At 64.4% G+C, this 24464-nt stretch carries 27 protein-coding genes; 19 read left to right on the top strand and 8 right to left on the bottom strand.

Annotation, left to right across the window (positions count from 1 at the left end):
• The first annotated feature begins 49 nt into the window (after nt 1-49).
• Both SE92_RS27730 and SE92_RS27725 read left to right on the top strand, forming a co-directional pair.
• Entirely contained in the window at nt 50-1279 is a 1230-nt protein-coding gene (locus tag SE92_RS27730; RefSeq protein WP_063200635.1) for an ABC transporter substrate-binding protein, read from the top strand.
• A gap of 192 nt (nt 1280-1471) precedes the next feature.
• A complete protein-coding gene (locus SE92_RS27725) occupies nt 1472-2755 on the top strand; it encodes a glycerate kinase type-2 family protein (RefSeq protein WP_063203797.1) in 1284 nt (427 codons plus the stop codon).
• A gap of 31 nt (nt 2756-2786) precedes the next feature.
• Here the strand turns inward: SE92_RS27725 and SE92_RS27720 are convergent, their stop codons facing one another.
• A complete protein-coding gene (locus tag SE92_RS27720; protein WP_063200632.1) occupies nt 2787-3320 on the bottom strand; it encodes a MarR family winged helix-turn-helix transcriptional regulator in 534 nt (177 codons plus the stop codon).
• A 179-nt stretch (nt 3321-3499) separates the two neighbouring features.
• Between SE92_RS27720 and SE92_RS27715 the strand changes: the two genes are divergently transcribed.
• From SE92_RS27715 to SE92_RS27705, 3 genes are read left to right on the top strand one after another with little or no spacing between them, the layout of a single operon-like run.
• A complete protein-coding gene (locus SE92_RS27715) occupies nt 3500-4540 on the top strand; it encodes a branched-chain amino acid ABC transporter permease (RefSeq protein WP_063200629.1) in 1041 nt (346 codons plus the stop codon).
• Between the two features lie 5 nt (nt 4541-4545).
• Entirely contained in the window at nt 4546-6315 is a 1770-nt protein-coding gene (locus SE92_RS27710) for a branched-chain amino acid ABC transporter ATP-binding protein/permease (protein ID WP_063200626.1), read from the top strand.
• On the top strand, nt 6312-7043 hold the full coding sequence (locus SE92_RS27705) for an ABC transporter ATP-binding protein (protein WP_063200623.1): 732 nt from the start codon (nt 6312-6314) through the stop codon (nt 7041-7043). Before SE92_RS27710 ends, SE92_RS27705 begins: the two co-directional genes overlap by 4 nt.
• A gap of 162 nt (nt 7044-7205) precedes the next feature.
• Here SE92_RS27705 and SE92_RS27700 read toward each other — a convergent pair whose 3' ends face one another.
• Nucleotides 7206-7829: a pyridoxamine 5'-phosphate oxidase family protein gene (locus SE92_RS27700; protein WP_063200620.1), complete on the bottom strand. Its 624-nt coding sequence runs from the start codon at nt 7827-7829 to the stop codon at nt 7206-7208.
• Between the two features lie 120 nt (nt 7830-7949).
• Here SE92_RS27700 and SE92_RS27695 point away from each other — a divergent pair, with 120 nt between their 5' ends.
• Nucleotides 7950-8834: a LysR family transcriptional regulator gene (locus SE92_RS27695; RefSeq protein WP_063200618.1), complete on the top strand. Its 885-nt coding sequence runs from the start codon at nt 7950-7952 to the stop codon at nt 8832-8834.
• A gap of 144 nt (nt 8835-8978) precedes the next feature.
• On the opposite strand, the gene SE92_RS27690 is transcribed toward SE92_RS27695, so the two are convergent.
• Both SE92_RS27690 and pobA read right to left on the bottom strand, forming a co-directional pair.
• Nucleotides 8979-9398 carry a PaaI family thioesterase gene (locus tag SE92_RS27690; RefSeq protein WP_063203796.1) on the bottom strand — a complete coding sequence of 140 codons (420 nt, stop codon included), beginning with the start codon at nt 9396-9398 and terminating at the stop codon, nt 8979-8981.
• 256 nt (nt 9399-9654) lie between these two features.
• Nucleotides 9655-10824 carry a 4-hydroxybenzoate 3-monooxygenase gene (pobA, locus tag SE92_RS27685; protein ID WP_063200615.1) on the bottom strand — a complete coding sequence of 390 codons (1170 nt, stop codon included), beginning with the start codon at nt 10822-10824 and terminating at the stop codon, nt 9655-9657.
• Nucleotides 10825-11089: 265 nt separating this feature from the next.
• Here pobA and SE92_RS27680 point away from each other — a divergent pair, with 265 nt between their 5' ends.
• From SE92_RS27680 to SE92_RS27630, 11 genes are all read left to right on the top strand, one after another.
• Nucleotides 11090-12106: a TRAP transporter substrate-binding protein gene (locus SE92_RS27680; RefSeq protein ID WP_063200612.1), complete on the top strand. Its 1017-nt coding sequence runs from the start codon at nt 11090-11092 to the stop codon at nt 12104-12106.
• A gap of 206 nt (nt 12107-12312) precedes the next feature.
• Nucleotides 12313-12822 (top strand): TRAP transporter small permease, encoded by a 510-nt coding sequence (locus SE92_RS27675; RefSeq protein ID WP_063200609.1) that lies wholly within the window; start codon nt 12313-12315, stop codon nt 12820-12822.
• A gap of 2 nt (nt 12823-12824) precedes the next feature.
• Nucleotides 12825-14144, top strand: a complete 1320-nt coding sequence (locus SE92_RS27670) for a TRAP transporter large permease (protein WP_063200606.1) — start codon at nt 12825-12827, stop codon at nt 14142-14144.
• Between the two features lie 206 nt (nt 14145-14350).
• Nucleotides 14351-14812 carry a DUF3237 domain-containing protein gene (locus tag SE92_RS27665; RefSeq protein WP_063200603.1) on the top strand — a complete coding sequence of 154 codons (462 nt, stop codon included), beginning with the start codon at nt 14351-14353 and terminating at the stop codon, nt 14810-14812.
• A 70-nt stretch (nt 14813-14882) separates the two neighbouring features.
• Nucleotides 14883-15179, top strand: coding sequence for a type II toxin-antitoxin system RelE/ParE family toxin (locus SE92_RS27660; RefSeq protein WP_063200600.1), 297 nt, complete (start codon nt 14883-14885; stop codon nt 15177-15179).
• A 3-nt stretch (nt 15180-15182) separates the two neighbouring features.
• Nucleotides 15183-15482, top strand: coding sequence for an addiction module antidote protein (locus SE92_RS27655; protein ID WP_063200597.1), 300 nt, complete (start codon nt 15183-15185; stop codon nt 15480-15482).
• Nucleotides 15483-15660: 178 nt separating this feature from the next.
• Entirely contained in the window at nt 15661-16470 is an 810-nt protein-coding gene (locus SE92_RS27650) for a crotonase/enoyl-CoA hydratase family protein (RefSeq protein WP_063200594.1), read from the top strand.
• Nucleotides 16467-18350 carry a feruloyl-CoA synthase gene (locus tag SE92_RS27645; protein WP_063200591.1) on the top strand — a complete coding sequence of 628 codons (1884 nt, stop codon included), beginning with the start codon at nt 16467-16469 and terminating at the stop codon, nt 18348-18350. Before SE92_RS27650 ends, SE92_RS27645 begins: the two co-directional genes overlap by 4 nt.
• Nucleotides 18351-18375: 25 nt before the next feature.
• Nucleotides 18376-19137 carry an SDR family NAD(P)-dependent oxidoreductase gene (locus SE92_RS27640; RefSeq protein ID WP_063200588.1) on the top strand — a complete coding sequence of 254 codons (762 nt, stop codon included), beginning with the start codon at nt 18376-18378 and terminating at the stop codon, nt 19135-19137.
• 12 nt (nt 19138-19149) lie between these two features.
• Nucleotides 19150-19569, top strand: coding sequence for an acyl-CoA thioesterase (locus SE92_RS27635; RefSeq protein ID WP_063200585.1), 420 nt, complete (start codon nt 19150-19152; stop codon nt 19567-19569).
• Between the two features lie 78 nt (nt 19570-19647).
• Nucleotides 19648-20799 (top strand): ABC transporter substrate-binding protein, encoded by a 1152-nt coding sequence (locus tag SE92_RS27630; RefSeq protein ID WP_063200582.1) that lies wholly within the window; start codon nt 19648-19650, stop codon nt 20797-20799.
• 150 nt (nt 20800-20949) lie between these two features.
• On the opposite strand, the gene SE92_RS27625 is transcribed toward SE92_RS27630, so the two are convergent.
• Both SE92_RS27625 and SE92_RS27620 read right to left on the bottom strand, forming a co-directional pair.
• On the bottom strand, nt 20950-21678 hold the full coding sequence (locus tag SE92_RS27625; RefSeq protein WP_063200579.1) for a glutathione S-transferase family protein: 729 nt from the start codon (nt 21676-21678) through the stop codon (nt 20950-20952).
• Between the two features lie 37 nt (nt 21679-21715).
• Nucleotides 21716-21976, bottom strand: coding sequence for a hypothetical protein (locus tag SE92_RS27620; RefSeq protein ID WP_063200575.1), 261 nt, complete (start codon nt 21974-21976; stop codon nt 21716-21718).
• A gap of 114 nt (nt 21977-22090) precedes the next feature.
• Between SE92_RS27620 and SE92_RS27615 the strand changes: the two genes are divergently transcribed.
• Complete coding sequence (locus SE92_RS27615; RefSeq protein WP_063200572.1) at nt 22091-22789, top strand: helix-turn-helix transcriptional regulator; 699 nt, start codon at nt 22091-22093, stop codon at nt 22787-22789.
• Nucleotides 22790-22805: 16 nt separating this feature from the next.
• Nucleotides 22806-23120 carry a YkgJ family cysteine cluster protein gene (locus tag SE92_RS27610; RefSeq protein WP_063200569.1) on the top strand — a complete coding sequence of 105 codons (315 nt, stop codon included), beginning with the start codon at nt 22806-22808 and terminating at the stop codon, nt 23118-23120.
• An 83-nt stretch (nt 23121-23203) separates the two neighbouring features.
• On the opposite strand, the gene SE92_RS36820 is transcribed toward SE92_RS27610, so the two are convergent.
• Both SE92_RS36820 and SE92_RS27600 read right to left on the bottom strand, forming a co-directional pair.
• A complete protein-coding gene (locus SE92_RS36820) occupies nt 23204-23602 on the bottom strand; it encodes a hypothetical protein (RefSeq protein WP_063200566.1) in 399 nt (132 codons plus the stop codon).
• A gap of 258 nt (nt 23603-23860) precedes the next feature.
• Entirely contained in the window at nt 23861-24208 is a 348-nt protein-coding gene (locus SE92_RS27600; protein WP_063203795.1) for a DUF3307 domain-containing protein, read from the bottom strand.
• Nucleotides 24209-24464 lie beyond the last annotated feature (256 nt).

Here is a 24464-nt window from a genome sequence, read left to right as displayed (position 1 = left end):
CAAGTCAAGAAAAGGGACGCACACACACCAAGAAAATAGGGAGATAGGAATGCCCGCTGTCATCGGCAAGTTTGCGGCCGCGTCACTGGCGCTCGCGCTCATTGCGGCCACGACCTCCACTGCGTCGGCCCAGAAGAAATACGATACCGGCGCGACCGATACCGAGATCAAGATCGGCAACATCATGCCCTACAGCGGACCGGCCTCCGCCTATGGCATCATCGGGCGGACCGAGGCCGCCTATTTCAAGAAGATCAACGACGAGGGCGGCATCAACGGCCGCAAGATCAACTTCATCTCCTACGACGACGGCTATTCGCCGCCGAAGACGGTGGAGCAGGCGCGCAAGCTGGTCGAGAGCGACGAGGTGCTGTTCATCTTCAACTCGCTCGGCACGCCGCCGAACTCGGCGATTCACAAATACATGAATTCCAAGAAGGTGCCGCAGTTGTTCGTCGCCACCGGCGCCACCAAGTGGAACGATCCGAAGGACTTCCCGTGGACGATGGGCTGGCAACCCAACTACCAGAGCGAAACGCAGATCTATGCGAAGTGGCTCTTGAAGAACAAGCCGGATGCCAAGATCGCCGTACTCTTTCAGAACGACGATTACGGCAAGGATTACCTGAAGGGGCTGAAAGACGGCCTCGGGGCCAAGGCCGCCTCGATGATCGTCATGGAGGAGAGCTATGAGACCTCCGAGCCGACGATCGACAATCACATCGTCAAGCTGAAGTCGACCGGCGCCGACGTCTTCATGAACATCACGACGCCGAAATTCGCGGCGCAGGCCATCAAGAAGAACGCCGAGATCGGCTGGAAGCCGCTGCACTTCCTCAACAACGTCTCTGCCTCCGTCGGCAGCGTGCTCAAGCCCGCCGGGTTCGAGAATGCCCAGGACATCATTTCCGCCGACTATCTCAAGGACGTCTCCGATCCCGAGTGGAACAACGACCCGGGCATGAAGGATTTTCTCGCCTTCATGACAAAGTACTTCCCCGAAGGCGACAAGCTCGACCATGGCACGATCGTCGGCTATGGCGTGGCGCAGACTCTCGTCCAGGTGCTGAAGCAGTGCGGCGACGATCTCACCCGCGCGAACATCATGAAGCAGGCGGCCAACCTGAAGAACTACCGCACCGAAGTGCTGCTGCCGGGCATCCAGATCAACACCTCCGCGACCGACTTCGCACCCATCAGCCAGCTCCGGCTCGAGAGGTTCAAGGGCGAGAAGTGGGAGCTGTTCGGCGACGTGATCAGCGCCGACGTCGGCGGCTAGCCGCCTGACGATTTGACGGCGAAGCCCCCTGCGAGACCATCGCAGGGGGCTTTTGCTTGCGCGCCGACTATGATCACGCGATTGCACAATCGAATGATGGCAAAGCCGGCTTACGCTTTGACGCCCAATGCGGTAGGCAGGTGAACAGCGGCGTTGGCCGCCCGTTTCTTCCGTTCGCCGAAGGCCATCGTCATGACCGACCGACGTCCTCTGCTCCGCGCACTCTACGACGCTGCCGTCGCCGCCGCCCATCCGAGCACAATTCTGGCGCCGCACTTGCCGCGCGCGCCCAAAGGACGCGTGATCTGCCTCGCCGCCGGCAAGGGCGCCGGCGCCATGGCCGCGGCCGCCGAGCGGCATTATCTCGACACGCTCAAGCTCGCGCCGGAACGCATCGCCGGTATTGCCACCACGCGCCATGGCTACGGCGTGCCGACCCGCCGCATCCGCGTGGTCGAAGCCGGACATCCCGTGCCTGACGAGGCCGGCCTCAAGGGCGCAGCCGACACGCTCGCGCTTGCCGGCGAGGCCGGGCCGGACGATCTGCTTTTGGTGCTGCTCACCGGCGGCGGCTCGGCGAACTGGATCGCACCGAGCGAGGGCATCAGCTTCGCGCAGAAGCAGGCGGTCAACAAGGCGCTGCTGCGCTCGGGCGCGCCGATCGGCGAGATGAACACGGTGAGAAAGCATCTGTCGCGGATCAAGGGCGGCCGCCTCGCCCGCGCCGGCAGGAATGCCGCCGAGATCGTGACGCTGGCGATCTCGGACGTGCCGCATGACGATCCTTCCGCGATCGCCTCCGGTCCGACCGTGCCCGATCCGACCACGCTGGCCGACGCGCGCGCCATCGTCGCGAAATACCGGCTCGACATCGACGACGCCGTGCGCCGCGCGCTCGACGATCCCGCCAACGAAAGCTGCAAGCCTGACGATGCCGCCTTCGCGCGCGCGCATTTCGAGCTGATTGCGCGGCCCAGGCAGTCGCTCGACGCCGCGGTGAAGCTCGCGCGCCAATCCGGCTACGAGACGATCGATCTCGGCGCCGATCTCGAAGGCGAGGCGCGCGAGGTCGCCGCCGCTCACGCCAGGATGGCGTTGGACGCGCGCGCGCAGGGCAAGCGCCTGGCGATCCTGTCCGGCGGCGAGCTCACGGTGACCGTGCGCGGCAATGGACGCGGCGGGCCGAACCAGGAATACGCGCTGGCGCTCGCCAGCCTGCTCAAGGACACGCCGGATATCTCGGCGCTGGCGGGCGACACCGATGGTGCCGACGGCGGCGCCGGCAACCCGACCGACCCCGCCGGCGCGCTGATCGATGCCGCGACCTTCGCGAAGATGAAAGCGCAGGGCCTGCAACCACAGGCCTATCTGGACAACAACGACGCCACCGCGTTCTTCGAGGCGACGGGGGATCTGCTGCTGCCCGGCCCGACGCTGACCAACGTGAACGACATCAGGGTGATCCTGGTGGATTGAGGCTGATCTTACCCTCCCCTGGAGGGTAAGATCAGAACTCGCTCGCGACCTTCGAGAGCATCGCGATCAGGGCTTCGCGGTTGGCCTGGCCGAGCAGATCGTTCAACCGGGCCTCGTGTTTGGTGGCGACGAGCTTCTTAGCGCGGGCCAGCACCGCCTTACCCTTGTCGGTCAGCATCAGGATGTGCGAGCGGCGGTCGTTGGTGGAACGGATCCGGGCGCAAAGGTCGCGGCTCTCGAGATTGTCGAGCAGCGCGACGAAATTCGGCCTGAGGATGCCGAGGGTGGAGGCAATCTCGGTCTGGTTACGGCCGGGATTCTTCTCGACCAGCAGCAGCACGGAGAACTGCGCCGGCGTCAGCTGGAGCGAGGCCATGCAGCGCAGGAAGTTCTCGAACACCTTGAGCTGCGCCCGCTTCAGGACATAGCCGAGCTGCTCCGAGAGCTCCCCGAGCTGGAGGGCTTCCGCAGAACCCGGACCTTGCGGCTCGCTTGCGTCCTTGCGGCCCTTGGTCGCCTCGCCGGACTTTTCGGAGGACTTCTCAGCGGTCTTGGAAACGGTCATCTCCTCGTGCTCGTAATCCCGCTAAATTCGGGACAGGTCGTTCGCCCCACCCTTGATGTTATATTTGATAATTGTTATGGACCATATCAAATATCGCATGCGTTTTTCAATGGCTGTGAGCGGACCGTCCACCGCAATCGAGGGGACCGGTCCGTAATCTTTAGGGGGAGCGTCCGGTCTTGAATACCACCATCATGCTGTTCCTGGTGCAGGACGGCATCACCAATGGCGCGATCTATGCGCTGCTCGGCCTCGCGCTGGTGCTGGTGTTCGCCGTCACGCGCGTGATCCTCATTCCCCAGGGCGAATTCGTCACCTATGGCGCGCTGACCTATGCCTCGCTGGCGGCGGGCCAGATGCCGGGCACGGCCAAGCTCGCGCTGGCGCTGGGCATCGGCGCCTTCGCCTTCGATTTGTTCGTCGCACGCAAGGCGCTGCACGGCCGGCTGATCCTGCGCAGCATCCTCACCAATATCGCGCTGCCGGCCATCGTGCTGGCGCTGACCGTGTATTTCGCGGCCCAGAAGCCGCCGGTCGCGGTCAGCATCGCGCTGTCGCTGGTGATCGTGGCGATGATCGGCCTCTATCTTTACCGCATCGCATTCCAGCCGCTGGCCCACACCTCCGTGCTGGTGTTACTGATCGCCTCGGTGGGCGTCCACCTCGCGCTGCAGGGCCTCGGCCTTCTGTTCTTCGGTGCCGAAGGCCAGCGCGGGCCTGCCGTGCTGTCCGGCGCCTTCACCGCCGGCGCGCTGCGCTTCACCGGCCAGAGCCTCACCGTCTACGGCATCACCATCGCCTTCATCGTCGGGCTCTGGCTGTTCTTCGGCCTGACGCTCTACGGCAAGGCGCTGCGCGCGACCGCCGTGAACCGGCTCGGAGCGCGACTGGTCGGCATCCGCACCACGCTGTCGGGGCAGATCGCCTTCCTGCTGGCATCCGTGATCGGCGCGCTGTCGGGCATCATGATCGTGCCGATCACGACGCTCTACTATGACTCAGGCTTCCTGATCGGCCTCAAGGGCTTCGTCGCCGCGATCATCGGCGGCCTGGTCAGCTACCCCCTGACCGCGGTCGCGGCGTTGGTCGTCGGCCTCGTCGAGGCGTTCTCGTCCTTCTATGCCTCGAACTACAAGGAGGTGATCGTCTTCATGCTGCTGATCCCCGTGCTGCTGCTGCGCTCGCTCGCCGCGCCCGCGGTCGAGGAAGAGAAGGACTGAGCACGATGCAGAGCCGGCTTCCCATCATCGTCTTTGCGCTCGTCATGGCGGCGATCCCGTTCGTTCCGGGCATGCCGCCGTTCTGGATCGTGCTGCTCGACAATATCGGCCTTGCGGCCCTGGTCGCGATGGGCCTCGTGCTGCTCACCGGCGTCGGTGGCCTGACCTCGTTCGGACAGGCCGCTTTCGTCGGCTTCGGTGCCTACACCACCGCGGTGCTGTCGACGGCCTACGGCCTGTCGCCCTGGCTGACGCTGCCGCTGTCGCTGGTGGTCAGCGGTTCGCTGGCGGTGCTGCTCGGCCTGATCACCGTCCGCCTCTCCGGCCACTACCTGCCGCTCGGGACGCTCGCCTGGGGGCTCGGCCTGTTCTACCTGTTCAGCAAGCTGGAATTCCTCGGGAGAAACGACGGCATCTCGGCGATCCCGCCGCTGTCGGTCGGATCGTTCAAGATGCTCTCGCCCGGCTCGATCTATTACGCGATCTGGGTCGCCGTGATCCTCTCGGCGCTGCTGACGATGAACCTGTTGGATTCCCGCACCGGCCGCGCCATCCGTGCGCTGCGCCGCGGCCATGTCGCGGCCGAGGCGTTCGGCGTGCACACGCCGCGCGCCAAGCTGCTGGTGTTCATCCATGCCGCGGTGCTCGCCGGCCTCTCGGGCTGGCTCTATGCGCATCTGCAGCGCGCGGTGAATCCGACGCCGTTCGGCGCACAGGCCGGCATCGAATATCTCTTCATCGCGGTGGTCGGCGGCGCCGGCTATGTCTGGGGCGGCGTGCTGGGCGCGGCGATCGTCGTGGTCCTGAAAGAGGTGCTGCAGAGCTATCTGCCGCTGATCCTGCCCGGCTCCGGCCAGGTCGAGACCATCGTGTTCGGCATCATGCTGGTGGCGCTGCTGCAGCTTGCGCCCGGCGGTCTCTGGCCGTGGCTGATGTCGTTCCTGCCGGAGCGGACCAGCGGCAAGAAGCCCGATACCTCGCTGAAGTTGGAGCAGCGCACCCGTTCGCCCGGGCAGTCCAGCATCCTGCTCCAGGTCGACAAGGCGCGAAAGCAGTTCGGCGGCGTCGTCGCCGTCAACAACGTCTCCTTCGACGTCCAGGCCCGCGAGATCGTCGCGCTGATCGGCCCGAACGGCGCCGGCAAGAGCACGACGTTCAACCTGATCACCGGCGTATTGTCGGCCAGCTCAGGGTCGATCTCGGTGCTTGGCAGCAAAGTCGACAGGGCACCGCCGCAGGAGATCGTCAAGCTCGGCATCAGCAGGACGTTCCAGCACGTCAAATTGGTGCCCGACATGACCGTGCTGGAAAACGTCGCGATCGGCGCGCATCTGCGCGGCCATTCCGGGCCGATCGCCTCGATGCTGCGGCTCGACCGCGCCGACGAAGCCAAGCTGCTCGCCGAGGCCGCCCGCCAGATCGAGCGTGTCGGCCTCGCCGACCAGATGCACCAGCTCGCAGGCAGCCTGTCGCTCGGCCAGCAGCGCATCGTCGAGATCGCCCGTGCGCTGTGCGTCGATCCGATGCTGCTGCTGCTCGACGAGCCGGCCGCCGGCCTGCGCCACATGGAGAAGCAGCAGCTCGCCACACTGCTCCGTGAATTGCGCGACGGTGGCATGAGCGTGCTGCTGGTCGAGCACGACATGGGCTTCGTCATGAACCTCGCCGACCGCATCGTGGTGCTCGATTTCGGCACCAAGATCGCCGAGGGCACGCCCGCCACGATCAAGACCAATCCCGAAGTGATCAAGGCCTATCTCGGAGTGGCGGCATGAGCGCGTTGTTGTCCGTCACCGACGCGCACGTCGCCTATGGCAAGGTCGAGGCTGTGCGCTCGGTCTCGCTCGAGGTCGGCGCCAATGAGATCGTCACCATCGTCGGCGCCAACGGCGCCGGCAAGACCACACTGCTCTCGGCGATCATGGGCATCCTGCCGCTGAAGGGCCGCGTCGCCTTTGCGGGGCAAGATCTGGCCCGGCTCGACATCGAGGACCGCGTCGCGATGGGGCTCGGCCTCGTGCCGGAGCACCGCGAATTGTTCGTGACCATGAATGTCGAGGACAATCTCGAGCTCGGGGCCTTCCGCATCGAGCGCAACAAGGCGAAAGCCTCGATCGAGCGCGTCTACACGCTATTCCCGCGGCTGAAGGAGCGCCGCAAGCAGCTCGCAGGCACACTTTCCGGCGGCGAGCAGCAAATGCTCGCGATGGGCCGCGCATTGATGGGCGAGCCGAAGCTGTTGATGCTGGACGAGCCGAGCCTCGGCCTCGCCCCGATCATCGTCGCCGACATCTTCCGCATCGTCGGCGAGCTCCGCGCCGCCGGCGTCTCCGTGCTGCTGGTCGAGCAGAACGCGCAGGCCGCGCTGAAGATCGCGGACCAGGCCTATGTCATGGAGCTCGGAGAGTTCGTGCTCAGCGGCAAGGCGAGCGACATCGCGGCGAACGAGCGGGTCGCGGCGAGCTATCTCGGCTTCCAGCATGAAGGTGAGAGCGTGATCTAGCTTCAAGGCGCCGCGACAGATGCGCTGTCATCGCCCGCGGAGGCGGGCGATCCAGTACTCCGAGGCGACTATGATTGAGCCGAGATGCCTTGGCGTACTGGATGCCCCGCCTTCGCGGGGCATGACACCGAAGAAAGCGGCGAGAGAGGAGGGAAAGCCTCCTCAACCCGTCCCCTTCTCACCCTTCAACGCCGCGACCTCCGCTTCCAGCTCTGCGATCCTGGCATCTCTCGCCGCCAGCGCGGCAGCGACATCGCCCGCGTCGAACTTCTGCGGGATGTGCTGCGGGCAGTTGGTGTCCCAGGCTGCGATCTTGAACAGGATCACCTGCTCTGGCCGTGCGCGGTAGCCTTTCGGCATCAGCGACGTCGTCAGCGCCTCGTCGTCCTCGACGATTCGCGCCTCGCCCCAGATCTTCACCCGGCGGCGGTGGGCATAGTCCATCACGAAGATGTAGGCCTTGGGATTCTCCGACAGGTTTCCTTGCGTGATGTATTGCCGGTTGCCGGCGTAGTCGGTGAAGGCCAGCGTCTGCTTGTCCAGGACCTTCAGGAAACCCTTGGGCCCGCCGCGGTGCTGGATGTAGGGCTGGCCGTCGGCCGACGCCGTCGCAAAATAGAAGCTGTTGGCGTCAGCCAGGAACGCCGCGAGGTTCTCATCGACCTCGGTTCGCCATCCTCGCTGCTCGGCGTGGGCGTAGCCTTCGCGCGATCCCTTCCGGGTCTGGATCGCTTTCACCGCCGGCGAGAAGGCGACGTCGCTGGCGTAAGTGTGAGTTGCGGTCATCGGAATAGCTCCTGAAATTCCGGCGCATTGCTGCGTCTTCGAGTGCTAATCTGGACCACTCCGCCGCTAAAACAATCGAGCGGCTTGACACTTCATAATTGCAGTATATGCAACAATGCCATGGACCGCCTCGACGCCATGCACGTGTTCGTCACCGTCGCCGACCTGCGTGGGTTTGCGCCGGCAGCGCGAAAACTGCGGCTGTCGCCCTCGGCGGTGACGCGGATGATCGCGGCGCTGGAGGAGCATCTCGGCGCCCGGCTGCTGCAGAGGACCACACGGCAGGTGGCGCTCACCGACGTCGGCACGCGCTATCTGGAGCGCGCGCGGCGCATCCTCGCCGATGTCGAGGAGGCCGACGGCTCCGCGCGGGAAGAGCGCAACCTGCCGAGCGGGCGGCTGGTGGTCTCGGCCCCGGTCGGCTTCGGCCGGCTCCATGTCGGATCGATCATGACCGCCTATCTCAAGCGCTATCCCGAGGTCACCGCAGAGCTCAGGCTATCGGATAACCTCGTCAATCTCGTCGAGGACGCGGTCGACGCCGCAGTGCGGATCGGCCACCTCGCCGATTCTTCGCTGGTGGCGCGCCAGGTCGGCGAGATGCGGCGGATCGTGGTGGCGACGCCGGGCTATCTGAAACGGCATGGCGAGCCGAAGACGCCACAGGAATTGCTCGCGCATCAGACCATCGCATTCGGCCCATCCACGACCTGGCGCTTCGTGCAGGACGGCCGCGAGATCGAGGTGGCGCCGGCTCCGCGCTTCTCCAGCAACAGCGCCGACGCCGCCCTGCAATACGCCGAGGCCGGCGGCGGCGTGACGCGCGTGCTGGCCTATCAGGCCGCCGAGGGGCTGAAGCGTGGGCGGCTCAGAATCGTGCTCGCGAAATACGAGCAGCCGGCGCTGCCGATCCACATCGTCTATCCGACCTCGCGCCTGCTCTCGGCCAAGGTGCGCGCGTTCATCGATCTCGTGGTGGAGACGGCGGAGTGGCGGTTCGGCTAGGTCTCGTGTCCCGGACGCGCTGCAACGCGTAGCGTTGCTGCGCAGAGCCGGGACCCAGACGGCGGTACTGTAGCATGTCGATGGATGGGCCCCGGCTCTGCGGAGCGGCACTTCGCGCCGCACCGCGTCCGGGGCACGAGAGTATCACCCCTTCTTCGGCACCACGCGGAACGTGCCGCTCGCTCGTGCGATGGCGACGTCGTCGGCCCTGATCAGGCACTGCGCGAAGCAGATCGTCTTGCCGGTCTTGATCACGTCGCTCTCGATCGCGCACCACTGGCCGATGTCGGCGGAGCCGGCGAAATCCACCGTGAGCGAGACCGTCACGAACGACGTGGCCCAGCCCGTCGCCTGCGCGCAGCTATAACCCATGGCATTGTCGGCTAGCGCCGCGATGAGGCCGCCATGGATCAGGCCACGGCCGTTGGTGTGCGGTTTGGCCAGCCGCAGGCCGATGATCACGGCCGTGTCGGTCTTCTTCGCGTAGAGCGGCTCCCAGGGCTCGGTGAGCGGGCTCTTGCGGAACAACGGCTCGAAGCCGTCGGGGATGTCGGTGCCGGTCATGATGATCTCGCGTTGCCGTGTCGGGCGCATTGAACGCGATGTGGACGACAGTTTCACCGCCTACAAAGTTTTAAACGGGATTTGCGCGGGTGTTTGAGATGGGGCGCGCGCCGTTGCCACACCACAGCTGTCATCACCCGCGAAGGCGGGTGATCCAGTATCCAGTGACGGCCGTGATTGAATCGAGAGACCGCGGCGTACTGGATGCCCCGCCTGCGCGGGGCATGACAGTCTTGGTCAAACCGGCAGCGCCTCCCTAAAACGGCAACCCCACGTAATTCTCCGACAATGACGTCATCGCGGCCTGCGACTGCGTGACGTAATCGAGCTCGGCGAGCTGGATGCGCGCGCCGATGGTGCCGGTGTCGGGGAATTTGTGCAGCATCGAGGTCATCCACCAGGAGAAGCGCACGGCTTTCCAGACCCGCGCCAGCGCGGTGGCGGAATAGGCCTCGATCCCGGCGCTGGATTTCTCGTCGTAGAACTCGCGCAGGGCACTCGACAGATAATGCGCATCGGAAGCAGCCAGATTCAGGCCCTTGGCACCGGTCGGCGGCACGATGTGGGCGGCATCGCCGCACAGGAACAGCTTGCCGAAGCGCATCGGCTCGGCGACGAAGCTGCGCAAGGGCGCGATGCTCTTCTCGATCGAGGGCCCCGTGACGAGGCTGTCGGCCGCCTCCTGGTCGAGCCGGCGCTTCAATTCGTCCCAGAACCGGTCGTCCGGCCATTGGTCGACATGGTCGTCGAGCGAACACTGCACGTAATAGCGGCTGCGTCTGGTCGAGCGCATGGTGCAGAGCGCGAAGCCGCGGGCGTGGTTGGAGTAGATCAGTTCGTGGCTGACCGGCGGCGTCTCCGACAGAATGCCGAGCCAGCCGAACGGATAGACCCGCTCGAACTCCTCGATCGCCGTGGCCGGCACGCTGGCGCGGCTGACGCCGTGAAAACCGTCACAGCCGGCGATGAAATCGCAATCGAGCGTATGGGTGACACCGTCCTTGACCCAGGTTACGCGCGGGTGACTGCCGTCGAAATCATGCGGCTGCACGTCCCTGGCCTCGTAGACCGAGACGAGACCCGCTGATTTCCGCGCATTCATCAGGTCCAGCGTGACCTCGGTCTGGCCGTAGATCATGACTGTCTTGCCGGTCGCGCCCTTCATGTCGATACGGTGACGGCGGCCGGAAAACGCGAGCTCGATGCCCTCATGCACCAGGCCTTCGGCATGCGCCCGCGCCCCTGCACCAATCTGATCGAGGAGCCCTACGGTTCCCTCCTCCAGCAGGCCGGCGCGGATGCGCCCGAGCACATAGTCAGGGCTCTGCCGCTCCAGAATGACATTGTCGATGCCGTAAGCGTGCAGCAGTTGCCCAAGCAACAATCCGGCCGGTCCGGCCCCGATGATTGCGACTTTTGTCCGCAATACTTGCTCCTCCCGATCCTGTAGGCTTTGCCGCGGCCCGCTTGTCGCGCCGGCCCGCAGACGATAATTATATCATATAACGTTTGGGCAAAAAGGGGAGCGGTGGTCGCCCGGGCAGCGACAAATCCATGCAACATGGCTGTCGTAGACAGCGCGACAAGCCGCGCGTCAGTTCCGGCTTGAACGCGCCGGCCAATTAGATAACATGTTAATTAAAGAGACCGGGCCGTCGAAGCCCGCCGTCGAAAACAGGGAGAGACGCGTGATGAGAAGAGCCTGTCTGGCATTGCTGCTGGCCGCGAGCGTGACGCCTGCCTTGGCGCAGGACAAGACCTTCGATCTGAAGATCTCGCACTGGGTGCCGGCCTCGCATCCGCTGCAGAAGTCGCTGGAGGACTGGGCCGCGGCGGTCGAGAAGGATTCCGGCGGCACCATCAAGGGCAAGGTGTTTCCGGCCCAGCAGCTCGGCAAGGCGTTCGACCATTACGACATGGCACGCGACGGCATCGCCGACGTCACCTACGTCAATCCCGGCTATCAGCCCGGCCGTTTCCCGATCGTCGGTGCCGGCGAGCTGCCGTTCCTGATCTCCGACGCCAAGGGCGGCTCGATGGGGCTGGACGCCTGGTATCGCAAATATGCCGAGAAGGAGATGAAGGACGTCAAATATTGCCTCGCCTTCGTTCACTCGCCCTCCTCCTTCCATTCCAAGACCAAAAAGATCGTGATGCCCGAAGACGTGAAGGGCATGAAGATCCGCCCGGCGCACGCCACCATGGCGAACTTCGTGACCTCGCTCGGCGGCACCAACGTGCAGTCCTCGGCACCGGAGGTGCGCGACATCATCGAGCGCGGCGTCGCCGACGGCGTCACCTTCCCCTGGGGCTCCCTGGTGCTGTTCGGCATCGACAAGGTGACCAAATACGACATGGAGGCGCCGCTCTACACCACGACCTTCGTGTTCGTGATCAACAAGGACAAGTACAATGCGATGTCCGACAAGCAGAAGGCCGCGATCGACAAGAACTGCTCGGTCGAGATGGCGGGCGTGGTCGGCGAGCACTGGGGCAAGTTCGAGGATGCCGGCATCGACAAGGTGAAGGCGGAATCCGGCCACGAGGTCTACAAGCTGACACCCGAGCAGACCGCTGCCTGGAAGAAGGCCGCCGAACCGCTGGTGAAGACCTGGAGTGAGGGTGCCAAGAAGGCCGGCGCGGATCCGGATGCCGCGATGGCGGAGCTCAAGGCTTCGTTGAAGAAATACAACGCGCTGGCGGAGTAGGCGCCGCGACGCGATCGCTCGCTTGTTGCACCTCTCCCGCTTGCGGGAGAGGTCGCGCCGAAGGCGCGGGTGAGGGCTTTCTCCTCTTGGGGGTTCTCGATTGTGGAAGCACCCTCTCCCCAACCCTCAAGCGGGGGAGGGAGCGCACGTTCTTCGCGGCAACAGCTGAACCCAGCTTCGCTAATTCTAGATAGGACTCATCGCCCATGAAGCGCTCCTGGATGGACCGCATCATCGACACCATCGAATGGATCGCGGCCGGTTTCGTCGGCATCGTCGCGCTCGACATCTTCCTGTCGGTCCTGCTGCGCAACACGCTGAACTATTCGATCCCCGACAGTTTCGACATCGGCCGCCTGCTGCTCGGCATCCTCATTTTCTGGGGCATCGCGGCGACCTCTTATCGCGGCACCCACATCACGGTGGATCTGGTCTGGGGCAATGTCGGGCCGCGCCAGCAGCGCTGGATCGACGTGTTCGCCACCCTGGTGCTGCTGTTCGTCGTCACCGTGCAGACCTGGACCTTGTTCGACAAGGTGCGCGGCACCTACAACGACAACGTCCAGACCTTCGACATGCACATGCCGACCTGGCCGTTCTTCGCGGTCGCGTGGATCGGCGATGCCGCGGCCGTGCTGCTGATCGCGATTCGCACCTACCGCCTGATCTTCCATCCCGAAGACATGCACGACCCCAAATTGAAGGCGACGGAGTAACCATGAGCACCGATGCCGTCGCCTTAATCGGCTTCGTTTCCTTATTTCTTCTGATGCTGCTGCGGGTGCCCGTCGGCATGGCCATGGGCCTCGTCGGCGTCTCCGGCTTCGCCTATCTCGTCAACGGCAATGCGGCGCTGAAGCTGGTCGGCCAGACCTCGATGCGCACGGTGACCGACTATACCTTCGGCGTCATCCCGATGTTCCTGCTGATGGGCTCGTTCGTGTCCAATTCGGGCATGAGCCGCGAGCTGTTCCGCGCCGCCAACGGCTTCGTCGGCCATTTGCGCGGCGGCCTCGGCATCGCCACCGTCGGCGCCTGCGGCGGTTTTGCCGCGATCTGCGGGTCGTCGGTCGCGACCGCCGCGACCTTCTCCGCCGTCGCTTATCCCGAGATGCGCCGGTTCGGCTATCCTCAATCGTTTGCCACCGGCGTGATCGCGGCCGGCGGCACGCTGGGGGCGATGCTGCCACCCTCCACCGTGCTCGCGGTCTACGGCATCATCACCGAGCAGGACATCGGCAAGCTTTTCATCGCCGGCATCATCCCCGGCCTGCTGGCGATGAGCATGTACATGATCACGATCTTCCTGATCGGTTATTTCCGGCCCGACTTCCTGCCCAAGGGCAAGGCGACGCCGTGGCGCGAGCGCTTCGCGGGCCTGAAGGAGATCTGGGCGCCGGTACTGCTGTTCGTGTTCGTGATCGGCGGCCTCTACGGCCTGCCGTTCCTGCCGCGCTTCACCCCGACGGAGGCCGGCGGCGTCGGCGCCGCGGGCGCCTTCATCATCGGCGTGGTCACCCGGCGGCTCGACCGCGAGAAGATCCTGGCCTCCCTGCTGCAGGCGACGCGCACCGCAGCAGCCGTGTTCACCGTGCTGATCGGCGCGCTGATCTTCGGCTATTTCCTCACGGTGACGCAGACCCCGCAGAAGGTGACGGAGTTCCTCACCGGCCTCGGGCTCGGCCCCTATGGCGTGCTGGCACTGATCATGGTGATGTATCTCGTGCTCGGCTGCCTGATGGACGCCATGGCGATGATCATCCTCACCGTGCCGATCATCTTCCCCGTGATCACGCATCTCGGCTTCGACCCGATCTGGTTCGGCGTCATCATCGTGATGACCGTGGAGCTCGGCCTGATCCATCCGCCGGTGGGGATGAACGTCTTTGTCATCAAGAGCGTGGTGAAGGACGTGTCCTTCTCCACGATCTTCAAGGGCGTGATCCCATTCGTGGTCACCGACTTGATCCGCCTCGTCATCCTGATCGCCTTCCCGCTGCTGGCGACCTGGCTGCCGACACGGATGATGGCGAATTAGGAGACGTGCTGGAGCGGCGAGTTATCTTCCCCTCTCCCCTTGTGGGAGAGGGTGGCTCGGCCGCGATAGCGGCGAGACGGGTGAGGGGTCTCTCTCCGCATGCACCTGCGTTTGCGGAAGCAACCCCTCATCCGGCGCTTCGCGCCACCTTCTCCCACAAGGGGAGAAGGAAGGGCAGCGCGTTAGTTCGATAAAGAGGTGAAGCGATGACCACACCGATGCTCGAAACCAAATACGTCTTCACCATCACCGCGCGCATCGGCGATGTCGTGACCGCCGGCGAGACCGGGATCGGCGTTCGCCGTATCATTCCAATCATCGGCGGCGAAGTGACGGGCGCGATATCAGGCAAGGTGCTGCCGTTCGGCGCCGACTTCCAGACCATCCGACCCAACGAGCTGATCGACCTCGAGGCAAAATACGCCTTCGAGACAGATGACGGCGCCGTCGTCTATGTCGAGAACAAGGGCATGCGGTTCGGCCCGGTCGAGCTGCTGCAGAAGCTCAAGCGCGGCGAGCCGGTCGATCCCAAGCTGATCTATTTCCGCACGGTCCCCAGGTTCGAGACGGGACATGAGAAGTATCGCTGGCTGATGGAGCACATCTTCATCGGCTCGGCCGCGCGGCATGCGGACCGCGTCGTGATCGACGTGCATCAGGTGGTGTGAATGCGTGGCACCGCACCGCGGGGCTGATAGTCCATTGACATTTCGATCAATGTAGCGTATACGCTACAAAATACTGACGATCAAGAGAACGGACGAATTCTCTGACTGGCTCAGAAACCTGCGAGACCGGAGAGCAAAGGCGAAAATCCTTGCCCGGATCGATCGCCTGGCACTCGGCAATCCCGGAGACGTTGCTCCGGTCGGAGGCGGCATCAGCGAAATGAGAGTCCATGAGGGCGCTGGATACCGAATCTACTACGTTCCGCGGGGCCAGGAGATCGTCGTTCTGCTTTGTGGTGGTGACAAGGGCTCTCAGCAAAGGGACATCGCCTTGGCAAGGCAGATCGCAAGTGATTTGGAGGACTGAACGATGGCAAAAGCAAAATCATTTGACGCTGCGGAGTACCTCGACAGCCCCGAGATGATTGCGGCCTATCTCACCGAAGCCTTCGAATCCGACGATCCGTCCGCAATAACGATGGCCATCGGCGCGGTGGCCCGCTCTCAGGGAATGGGCGCCATTGCCGAAAAGGCCGGCCTATCCCGTGAGAACTTGTATCGGTCGCTTGGCGGCGAGGCCAAACCTGAATTCGGCACCGTAATAAAAGTTCTCCATGCCATGGGCATCAATCTGGTGGCGCAACCCCAAGGCGGAACGAAGGCTGCGTAGCGCGCCCGACGGCATCAACGTCCGCCAGTCCATCCCAGTTTTTGGCGCGGACGTTCGGGCATCGGCACCGCTTCCGGACTGCGGTCTTTTCCGGGACCATGCATCGCTTTCACGCGGCCAGCCTTATTGACTCCCCCAGAATTCGTTATACAACATAACTATTCTGACAAGGACGCAAATGACACAGGGAAACGCCGATACCGCTGACGCGGGTGCCTCCGGGCTGCTCCGGATCGAGAGGGCGGACCGGGTTCTGACCGTGGGTCTGAACCGGCCGGCCAAGCGCAATGCGCTCAACGATGGCATCATCCTGGAAATCGGCGAGTGTTTCGCGAACCTGCCCGAGGATATCGGCGCGGTCGTCATCCACGGCATCGGCGACCATTTTTCGTCCGGCCTCGATCTCTCCGAGCTGACTGAGCACGACGCGACCGGCGGCCTGCTGCATTCGCAGATGTGGCACCGGGTGTTCGACCGCATCCAGTACAGCCGCGTCCCTGTGATCGCAGCGCTCAGGGGCGCCGTGATCGGCGGCGGGCTGGAGCTTGCCTGCTCGGCGCATATCCGCGTCGCCGAGCCCTCGACCTATTTCGCACTGCCGGAGGGACAGCGCGGCATCTTCGTCGGCGGCGGCGGCTCGGTGCGGCTGCCGCGGCTGATCGGCGTCGCCCGGATGATGGACATGATGCTGACGGGCCGCGTCTACAGCGCGACCGAAGGCGCCTCCTACGGCTTCGCGCAATACGTCACGGAAGCCGGCAATGCGCTGGGCAAGGCGATGGAGCTGGCGACCAAGGTTGCTTCCAACGCGCCGCTGACCAATTTCGCTGTGATCCAGGCGCTGCCGATGATCGCGGAGGCCAATCCGCAGACCGGCCTCCTGATGGAATCGCTGATGGCGACCGTCGCGCAGAGCGACAAGGAGGCCAAACGCCGGATCCGCGAATTCCTCGAGCACAAGACCGCAAAGGTAAAGCCGAAATCATGAGCGCACAGCCGTCCTCTTCCAGCATGGAGCGCGGCGCGAGCACTTTCCCGCTGCGGCCCATCTCGTTCGGCGATCCCGTCGTCGACATCGAGCGTCGCGACGACGGCACGATTTACCTGCGGCCCAAACAGCCGCTCGGCGACTACCCGGTCCGCATCACTGACCGTCTGCATCATTGGGCCAGCGCCACGCCGGACCGCGTCTTCATGGCCGAGCGCGAAGGCAGCCGCTTCTGGCGCAAGATCACCTATGCCGAGCTGCTGGTCGCGAGCCGGCACATTGCGTCAGGCCTGATCGCACGCGGCCTGTCGGCGGAACGCCCGGTCGTCATCCTCTCCGGCAACTCGATCGACCACGCCTTGCTGGCGTTCGGCGCGTTCTATGCCGGCATTCCGTTCTGCCCGGTGTCGCCGGCCTATTCGCTGGTGTCGAAGGATTACGGCAAGCTGTCTTACCTGATGAAGCTGCTGACGCCGGGCCTCGTCTTCGCCGAGGAAGCCGACAAATTCGCCGATGCGCTTGCCGCCAATGTCTCGCTCGGCACCGAGATCGCGGCATCCTACGGCGGCGTGCCCGGCCGCGACGTCACCCTGCTCGCCGACCTCATGGCGACGCCGATCCGCGGTGATCTCGACGAGGTCCACGGCCGGATCGGACCCGACACGATCGCGAAATTCCTGCTGACCTCGGGCTCGACCGGCAATCCCAAGGCCGTCATCAACACCCAGCGCATGATCTGCGCCAACCAGGTGATGCTGCGCGAGACGCTGGCCTTCCTCAAGGACGAGCCGCCCGTCATCATCGACTGGCTGCCGTGGAATCACACGTTCGGCGGCAACCACAATATCGGCCTGACGCTCTACAATGGCGGCTCGATGTATCTGGACGCCGGCAAGCCGATGCCCGGCGGCATCGAGGAGACCGTGCGCAATCTCCAGGAGATCTCGCCGACGGTCTATTTCAACGTGCCGAAGGGCTATGAATCGCTGCTGCCCTATCTGCGCGACGACCAGGGCCTGCGCGCAAAGTTCTTCGACCGGCTGCACGCGATGTTCTTCTCGGGCGCGGCGCTCTCACCGTTCATCTGGGACAGCCTCGACGAGCTCGCGGTAAAGGAAAAGGGTTATCGCGTGCCGATGCTGACCGGGCTCGGCGCGACCGAGACCGCGCCGTTCTTCATGTCGGTCAACCCGCGCACCAGCCGCTCCGGCCATGTCGGCCTGCCGGTGTCGGGCAACGACGCCAAACTGGTGCCGAACAACGGCAAGCTGGAAGTGCGCGCCAAGGGGCCGAACGTGATGCCCGGCTATTGGCGCCAGCCCGACATCACCGCGAAATCCTTCGACGAGGAAGGATTTTACAAGATGGGCGACGCGCTCAAGCCGTCCGATCCCGATGATTTCAACGCCGGCTTCGATTTCGACGGCCGCGTCGGTGAAGACTTCAAGCTCGCCAGCGGCACCTGGGTCAGCGTCGGACCCTTGCGCGCCCGTCTCACGGCGGCCTGCGCGCCGCTGGTGCGCGACGTCGTCATCGCCGGCATCAACCGCGACGAGGTCTCCGCGCTGGTCGTGCTCGACCTCGACGGCTGCCGGCTGATCAATCCGACGCTGCCGACCGACGATCTCGTGGTCGCGACGCGCGACCGGCTGGTGCGCGAAGCTTTTCGCGAGCGCCTGACTCGTTTCCTCAGCCAGGCCACGGGATCCTCGACGCGGATCACGCGCGCGATCCTGATGGACGCACCGCTCTCGATCGACAAGGGCGAGGTCACCGACAAGGGCTCGATCAACCAGCGCGCCGTGCTCGAGCACCGCGCCGAATTGATCGAGGAGCTCTACGCTGCCAATCCGTCGGGCCGTGTGATATCGGTCGGATAAGAAATCATCGCATCAGGAGAACGCCATGTTGTTGAAGGATCAGGCAGCCATCGTCACCGGCGGCGCATCGGGACTGGGCGCTGCCACCGCGCGTAAGCTGGCGGCGCAGGGCGCCAAGGTCGCGGTGTGCGACCTCAATACCAAGCTTGCCGAGACGGTTGCCGCCGAGATCAAGGGCGTGGCCGTGACCTGCGACGTCTCCGATGCCGCCTCCGCTGAAGCTGCGGTCGCGCAGGCCGCGAAAGCTCACGGCCCGGCGCGCGTGCTGGTCAATTGCGCCGGCATCGGCGTTGCCAAGCGCGTGGTCGGCCGCGACGGCCCGATGGCGCTCGCCGATTTCGACAAGGTGATCAAGGTCAATCTGATCGGCACCTTCAACATGCTGCGCCTTGCCGCGACCGAGATGTCCAAGCTGGAGCCGCAGGCGACCGGCGAGCGTGGTGTCATCATCAACACGGCCTCCGTTGCCGCCTATGACGGCCAGATCGGGCAATCCGCCTATTCGGCGTCCAAGGGCGGCATTGTCGGCATGACGCTGCCGATCGCGCGCGAACTGGCGCAGTTCGGCGTCCGCGTGCTGACCATCGCACCCGGCCTGTTCCTGACGCCGCTGCTCGCCAACCTGCCGCAGGAAGCGCAGGACTCGCTCGCCGCCGCGATCCCCTTCCCGCGCCGGCTCGGCCAGGCCGACGAATTCGCCGCGCTGGCGCTACACATGGTCGAGAATGCGTACCTGAACGGCGAAGTGGTGCGCCTCGACGGCTCGCTGCGCATGGCGCCGAAATAGGACGACACCCGCATGTTCGTGAACCGGCGCGAGGTCCAGATCCAGTGGGGCGATTGCGACCCCGCCAATATCGTCTATTACCCGCGCTATTTCGCGATGTTCGACGATTCGACCTCGACCCTGTTCGAGGTCGCCGGCTTCTCCAAGCAGGATCTGGTCCGCAAATACGGCCTGGTGGGCATTCCCATGGTCGACACGCGGTCCAAGTTCTACATCCCCTCGACCTATGGAGACTGGATCACCATCGAAACCAGGATCGAGAGCATCAAGCGTTCGAGCTTCGAGGTGAAGCACAATGTCTACAAGGGGGAGGCTCTGGCCATCGAGGGGTTCGAGACCCGCGTGCTGGTCGGCCGCGATCCCGTTAACCCCGACAAGCTGAAATCGGCACCATTCCCGGCGGAAATGGTAGCCAAGTTTACCGGAAGCTAAATCGCCGCATCACCAAAAGAGGGGGCTGAATTACCCCCCGATTTCTGCTTTCAAACAAACACGAAAAGGGAGGAAACAATGAAGCGCTTTTACCTGACCGCTGCCATCACGGCTGCGGCGCTTGCCCTGCCGGCGCTGCCGGCATTGGCCCAGACCAGCGAAATCACCATCGGCATCACCACCACCACGACCGGCCCCGGCGCGGCACTGGGCATTCCCGAGCGCAACGCGCTGGAGTTCGTGCCGAAGGAGATCGGCGGCGTGCCGCTGAAGGTGATCGTGCTCGACGACGGCGGCGATCCCACCACCGCGACCACCAACGCCCGCCGCTTCGTGACCGAATCCAAGGCCGACATCATCATGGGCTCGGCGCTGACGCCGCCGACCATTGCGGTCTCCAACGTCGCCAACGAAGCCGGCATTCCGCATTTCGGCCTCGCCCCCTTCCCGATCACGCCCGAGCGCATGAAGTGGTCGGTGGCGATGCCGCAGCCGATCCCGATCGTCGGCAAGGTGCTGTACGATCACATGAAGTCCAAGGGCGTGAAGACGCTCGGCTATATCGGCTACTCCGATTCCTACGGCGATCTCTGGTTCAACGACCTCAAGGCTCAGGCCGTGCCGATGGGCATGACCATCGTCGATGAGGAGCGCTTTGCCCGCCCCGACACCTCGGTGACCGGCCAGGTGCTGAAGCTCGTTGCCGCCAATCCCGACGCCATCCTGGTCGGCGCGTCCGGCACCGCGGCCGCGCTGCCGCAGACCGAGCTGCGCGAGCGTGGCTACAAGGGCCTGATCTACCAGACCCATGGCGCCGCGAGCATGGACTTCATCCGCATCGCCGGCAAAGCGGCCGAGGGCGTGCTGATGGCCTCGGGCCCCGTGATGGATCCCGAGGACCAGCCGGACGAAGCCGCGACCAAGAAGCCGGGCCTCGCGCTGAACTCGGCCTATGAAGCCAAGTACGGCCCGAACAGCCGCAGCCAGTTCGCCGGGCATTCCTACGATGCCTTCGAGATCCTCAAGCGCATCATCCCGACCGCGCTGAAGACAGCCAAGCCGGGCACGCCGGAGTTCCGCGAAGCGATCCGCCAGGCGCTGCTCTCCGAGAAGGAGCTCGCGGCCAGCCAGGGCGTCTACAATTTCACCGAAAAGGACCGCTACGGCCTCGACGAGCGCTCGCGCATCCTGCTGACGGTGAAGGACGGCAAGTACTCGCTGGTGAAGTGAGCGCTGCGGAAATTCCGAGACCACGAGAGCCGGCCCGATGGGCCGGCTCTTTTGTTTTGAGCGTCTGGATTTAGGACGCCGCCACGACATCGCTGCGCTCCCTCTCCCGCTTGCAGGAGAGGTTACACGGTGCCCGCGGAAACGTCTCGGCTACGCCGCCTGCCGCAGTGGCGTCCAGGCGAACTCGGGATAGTAATTGTCCATCATGCGATCGACGTAAGCCGTGAGGTTCGGAAATCCCTCGGCGCGCTCGCGAAAGGTCGATTCGAAAAACGGCGAGAGGATGCCGGCGAGCATGCCGAAGGCGGTGGCATCGACGCCGCAGGGCTTGTTGCCCATCAGATAGGTCTTGTCGCCGAGCTGCACCGACAGCGCGAACAGCGAGCGCACGGCGAGATCGACGTCGTCATCGGGCGCGTGACGGCCGAGGCCCGAGAGCAGATAGTTCTCGGCGACGCGGAACTGTGCATCCTCGCGCAGCTTCCCGCGGTTGTGCTCCGGCGCGCCATCGAAGAAATGCGCAGGTCCCTTGGCGAAGTTCACCGGGTCGACCCAGCGCGCCCCGACCAGCCCCCAATAGACATGGTGCTCGATCATCCGTTCGAACGCCCAGGCCTGCGCCCGCTCGGCCAGCGACAGGCCGGCGTCGAAATCGAAGCCGTAGCGGCGCTCGATATGGGCACGGATGAAGGTGGAATCGGCCACCGCCTCACCGCCGTCGTCGATGAACGGCAGCTGCCCCTTGGGCGAGGCCGGCGGCATCGCCCGCTCCTTCCGGTAGGGCAATCCCGCCATCTTGAGCTGCACCTCCGTCTTGGTAACGAAGGGGCTGATTTCCGGCAGGCCGAAGCCGGTGCCAAATCCGTAAAGCGTGATCATGAAGCTTCTCCTGAACCACCGAAAAAGTTGACGGAACCTAGTGACGGGCTGCTGCCACCATGGTGGCAGCAGCCGTGATATCTTCTGCGAAACGGGCCCCCCGCCAGGCACGGCCCATCACATGGCGGACCAGCGCGTCCGCCGCCTGGGTCAGCGAGCGTGTCACCACGCTTGCGAGAGCAAACCGGAGGTCGACGGCCATGAGATCGAGCGAAACGAGGCGGCCGAACACCGATACCGGCCACGCCTGTGCCCGCAGCATCGGAATGGCCGGGCCGAAATGGGTTGGAATGATCATGGACAAATCCTCTTCAGTCGCTGTGTTGTCCCGGTATAGAACCCCCCCTGCTGCCAACATCCTGTCAGCAGCCGCGCGCCGTTTCCTGAAAAGACCTCCAACGAGAGACCCGTCATGAGACGCGCCGACCGGCTGTTTCAGATCATCCAGGTGCTGAGACGCACGCGTAAGCCGCTGACGGCGGACGCCATCGCGGCCGAGCTCGAGACCTCGAAGCGCACGATCTATCGCGACATCGCGACGCTGATCGGCCAGCGCGTGCCGATCCGCGGTGAAGCCGGCATGGGCTACATCCTGGAGAAGGGTTTCGACCTGCCGCCCTTGATGCTGACACCCGACGAGATCGAGGCGGCGGTGCTGGGCGCACAATGGGTCGCCGGCCATGCCGATTCAGCACTGGCACGCGCGGCCGAGGATCTGATGGCCAAAATCGCCGACACCGTGCCCGAGCGCCTGCGCCCCTTCGTGCTGGAGCCGGCGAGCCGGGCACGGCCGAGCTGGAACAGGGAGCCTGATAGACTCGACATGGTACGCACGCGCACCCAGATCCACGAAGGCAAGAAGATCATGCTGCGCTATCGGGACGAGCAGGGTCGCGCCAGCGAGCGCATGATCTGGCCGATCTCGGTCGGCTATCTCGAAGCCGTGCGGCTGCTCGCGGCCTGGTGCGAACTGCGCGGCGACTTCCGCAGCTTCCGCACCGACCGCGTGGTGGAGGCGAACTATCTCGACGAGAAATATCCGGAACGACGCGACGTGCTGCGCGCCAGATGGCGGCAGAGCCTGGTCTGGGGCCCGCCCAAGGACACGTGAAGGATACGTGACGACGATGGAAGAAACCGATCTGTCGAGCTGTTGCCAGAGCTGCGGCGCCTGCTGCGGCTATTCGCAGAACTGGCCGCGTTTCTCGATCGAGAGCGACGAGGAGCTTGCCGCGATTCCGGAGGCGCTGGTCAACGAACGCCAGTCCGGGATGCGTTGCGAAGGCGATCGCTGTTCGGCGTTGCAGGGGGACATCGGGAAAGCGACGGCGTGCGGCATCTATGCGGTGCGGCCGGAGGTGTGCCGTACCTGCATGCCCGGCGATGCCGAATGCGCGATGGCGCGGCGGAAGTTCGGGCTGCCGGAGATCGCTAGCGCATGATCCGGATCCGGAGGGCCGCGCAGCGGTTTTCGGCGCCACAAACGCAAAGCGTTTGCGCGGAGATCATGCGCCAATAAAATGCACTAGGCCGGAACAGCTTCGCTGATCTCGTCGTCGAACTCGTCCTCGAGCGGTGCGAGCACCGAGAGCGGCTTGGTCGACAGCGTGATCGGCTTGCGGCCGCCCGACAGCGACGGCGAGGATTTCGCCGCGCCTTCGCGCGACAGCGCGTAAAGCGTCGAGCCGACACGGCCGCCGTTCTCGATCAGGTCGCGCTCGTTGCAGCTCGCAGCGATGGCGACCGCCAGCGAGTGCAGATGGCTGCGGCGATAGCAGAACAGCGCCAGCCTGGCGCGTGCGTCAGGGGAAACACTCTCAACCAACCTCGGCAGGCCACTCTCGCTGGCGCGATACATCTCGCCAAGGAGCTCGTCGCGGACCGGGCAGAAATCGCTTTCAAAGGCGTCGCGGCTTGAAAACATTGTAGTTCTCCCTCGTGTGAGGAAGATGCAGTGCAATTCTCTAATGAAAGGTTAACCACGCCGCCCTGTAGTCACCCGGGGTGGTTGCGCCTGTGGACGAATCAGGGGCGGCAGGAAGAAGCTCGTGGGGAGCTGCGTAGCCCGGATGGAGCGCAAGCGTAATCCGGGACCAGGCTAACCGCATCGCTCGGCTTCCGGTCTGGAACGAATCCGGGATTGCGCTTCGCTCCATCCGGGCTACGGGATCAATCGCCGGTCTCAGTTCGCCGCCATGAAGATGGAGAGGCCGAAGCCGGTGAGATGGTGCAGCGCCTGGTCGACGCCGATCAGGGTCCAGAACCAGGGGTGCTGCAGGTCCACCCCGAAATTCGCCGAGACGAACCCTTTGGCGCGGTCGATCGTGATGTGGATCACGAAGTCGATGAAGGCCACGAACCAGAATTTCGGCGCCACGATCAGGATCAGCGGCAACGCAACCGCAAGGTGAACGAGGCAGTGCACCAGGAGGGGCAGAGCCCAGCCGTGCTTCTGGTCTTTGCCATGCGCCATCCAGGCGGTCTGGAGGACGAAATCGGCGATGATGTGCTTGAAGGTGAGCAGCAACATCCAGCCAATGAGCGCTTCGACCGGAACCGCCGATGACATGGGTGGAAACGACAAAGCTGACGCCCTCATTGACGTGACAAGGAAAATTGGAGCGTTCAGCGCAACTTCTTCTTGGACCGGCTCTTCGACCGGTCAAATCGCCGGGACGTGCGATTTATGACATCTCCCGCGGCGGAATGCAGCCGGGGGGAACCGGAAAATCGCCAAGTGTGGCTAACCGGTGATAGCATGACCAATCGCCGCGCTGGCCTTGCGT

This window comes from Bradyrhizobium sp. AT1, assembly GCF_001590795.1.
Taxonomy (GTDB): domain Bacteria; phylum Pseudomonadota; class Alphaproteobacteria; order Rhizobiales; family Xanthobacteraceae; genus Bradyrhizobium.
The sequence above is the reverse complement of the archived record's forward strand: the minus strand, read 5'-3'. Positions and strand labels throughout refer to the sequence as shown.

Excerpts from the sequence above, each read along its gene's own strand:
- SE92_RS27640 (WP_063200588.1), top strand. The coding sequence starts at position 18,376 with ATGTTGTTGAAGGATCAGGCAGCCATCGTCACCGGCGGCGCATCGGGA.
- SE92_RS27700 (WP_063200620.1), bottom strand. The coding sequence starts at position 7,829 with ATGACCGCAACTCACACTTACGCCAGCGACGTCGCCTTCTCGCCGGCG.
- SE92_RS27630 (WP_063200582.1), top strand. The coding sequence starts at position 19,648 with ATGAAGCGCTTTTACCTGACCGCTGCCATCACGGCTGCGGCGCTTGCC.
- SE92_RS27620 (WP_063200575.1), bottom strand. The coding sequence starts at position 21,976 with ATGATCATTCCAACCCATTTCGGCCCGGCCATTCCGATGCTGCGGGCA.
- SE92_RS27705 (WP_063200623.1), top strand. The coding sequence starts at position 6,312 with ATGAGCGCGTTGTTGTCCGTCACCGACGCGCACGTCGCCTATGGCAAG.
- SE92_RS27710 (WP_063200626.1), top strand. The coding sequence starts at position 4,546 with ATGCAGAGCCGGCTTCCCATCATCGTCTTTGCGCTCGTCATGGCGGCG.
- SE92_RS27665 (WP_063200603.1), top strand. The coding sequence starts at position 14,351 with ATGACCACACCGATGCTCGAAACCAAATACGTCTTCACCATCACCGCG.
- SE92_RS27720 (WP_063200632.1), bottom strand. The coding sequence starts at position 3,320 with ATGACCGTTTCCAAGACCGCTGAGAAGTCCTCCGAAAAGTCCGGCGAG.
- SE92_RS27725 (WP_063203797.1), top strand. The coding sequence starts at position 1,472 with ATGACCGACCGACGTCCTCTGCTCCGCGCACTCTACGACGCTGCCGTC.
- SE92_RS27615 (WP_063200572.1), top strand. The coding sequence starts at position 22,091 with ATGAGACGCGCCGACCGGCTGTTTCAGATCATCCAGGTGCTGAGACGC.
- SE92_RS27600 (WP_063203795.1), bottom strand. The coding sequence starts at position 24,208 with ATGTTGCTGCTCACCTTCAAGCACATCATCGCCGATTTCGTCCTCCAG.
- SE92_RS36820 (WP_063200566.1), bottom strand. The coding sequence starts at position 23,602 with ATGTTTTCAAGCCGCGACGCCTTTGAAAGCGATTTCTGCCCGGTCCGC.
- SE92_RS27625 (WP_063200579.1), bottom strand. The coding sequence starts at position 21,678 with ATGATCACGCTTTACGGATTTGGCACCGGCTTCGGCCTGCCGGAAATC.
- SE92_RS27645 (WP_063200591.1), top strand. The coding sequence starts at position 16,467 with ATGAGCGCACAGCCGTCCTCTTCCAGCATGGAGCGCGGCGCGAGCACT.
- SE92_RS27675 (WP_063200609.1), top strand. The coding sequence starts at position 12,313 with ATGAAGCGCTCCTGGATGGACCGCATCATCGACACCATCGAATGGATC.
- SE92_RS27670 (WP_063200606.1), top strand. The coding sequence starts at position 12,825 with ATGAGCACCGATGCCGTCGCCTTAATCGGCTTCGTTTCCTTATTTCTT.
- SE92_RS27650 (WP_063200594.1), top strand. The coding sequence starts at position 15,661 with ATGACACAGGGAAACGCCGATACCGCTGACGCGGGTGCCTCCGGGCTG.
- SE92_RS27730 (WP_063200635.1), top strand. The coding sequence starts at position 50 with ATGCCCGCTGTCATCGGCAAGTTTGCGGCCGCGTCACTGGCGCTCGCG.
- SE92_RS27695 (WP_063200618.1), top strand. The coding sequence starts at position 7,950 with ATGGACCGCCTCGACGCCATGCACGTGTTCGTCACCGTCGCCGACCTG.
- SE92_RS27635 (WP_063200585.1), top strand. The coding sequence starts at position 19,150 with ATGTTCGTGAACCGGCGCGAGGTCCAGATCCAGTGGGGCGATTGCGAC.
- SE92_RS27690 (WP_063203796.1), bottom strand. The coding sequence starts at position 9,398 with ATGACCGGCACCGACATCCCCGACGGCTTCGAGCCGTTGTTCCGCAAG.
- SE92_RS27680 (WP_063200612.1), top strand. The coding sequence starts at position 11,090 with ATGAGAAGAGCCTGTCTGGCATTGCTGCTGGCCGCGAGCGTGACGCCT.
- SE92_RS27610 (WP_063200569.1), top strand. The coding sequence starts at position 22,806 with ATGGAAGAAACCGATCTGTCGAGCTGTTGCCAGAGCTGCGGCGCCTGC.
- SE92_RS27655 (WP_063200597.1), top strand. The coding sequence starts at position 15,183 with ATGGCAAAAGCAAAATCATTTGACGCTGCGGAGTACCTCGACAGCCCC.